This is a genomic window from Pantoea sp. GbtcB22, assembly GCF_019091025.1.
Lineage (GTDB): Bacteria > Pseudomonadota > Gammaproteobacteria > Enterobacterales > Enterobacteriaceae > Pantoea > Pantoea leporis.
In genome coordinates, this window is the sequence record NZ_JAGXKB010000580.1 from 1 (window position 1) to 247 (window position 247).

General features: G+C 54.7%; 1 protein-coding gene. It reads right to left on the minus strand.

Annotated elements, in window-relative coordinates:
- Positions 1–247 (minus strand): hypothetical protein (locus KVT28_RS26040; protein WP_217551160.1); only part of this gene is annotated, 247 nt, incomplete at both ends.

The window sequence follows — 247 nt, forward strand, 5'->3', positions numbered from 1 at the left end:
CGCATAGACTTCGGAAACAGCTTCGTCCCTTTCTCAAACACTTCTCCGGCCGGTTCAGGAGCATGATGTAATAGCAGTTCCGGTCCCCAATCGAAGATGTATGGTTCCGTCTGCTCCATCTGAGCAGCATGCTGGTATTCGTGGACCGCATCGAGAGAGTCACCGAGTTTCTCGTCGATAGAGGCAAGCAGATGATGCAGGCTGGCCGTGTCGTGACCGGCAATTTGCCGACGCACTTCGTTGCGAG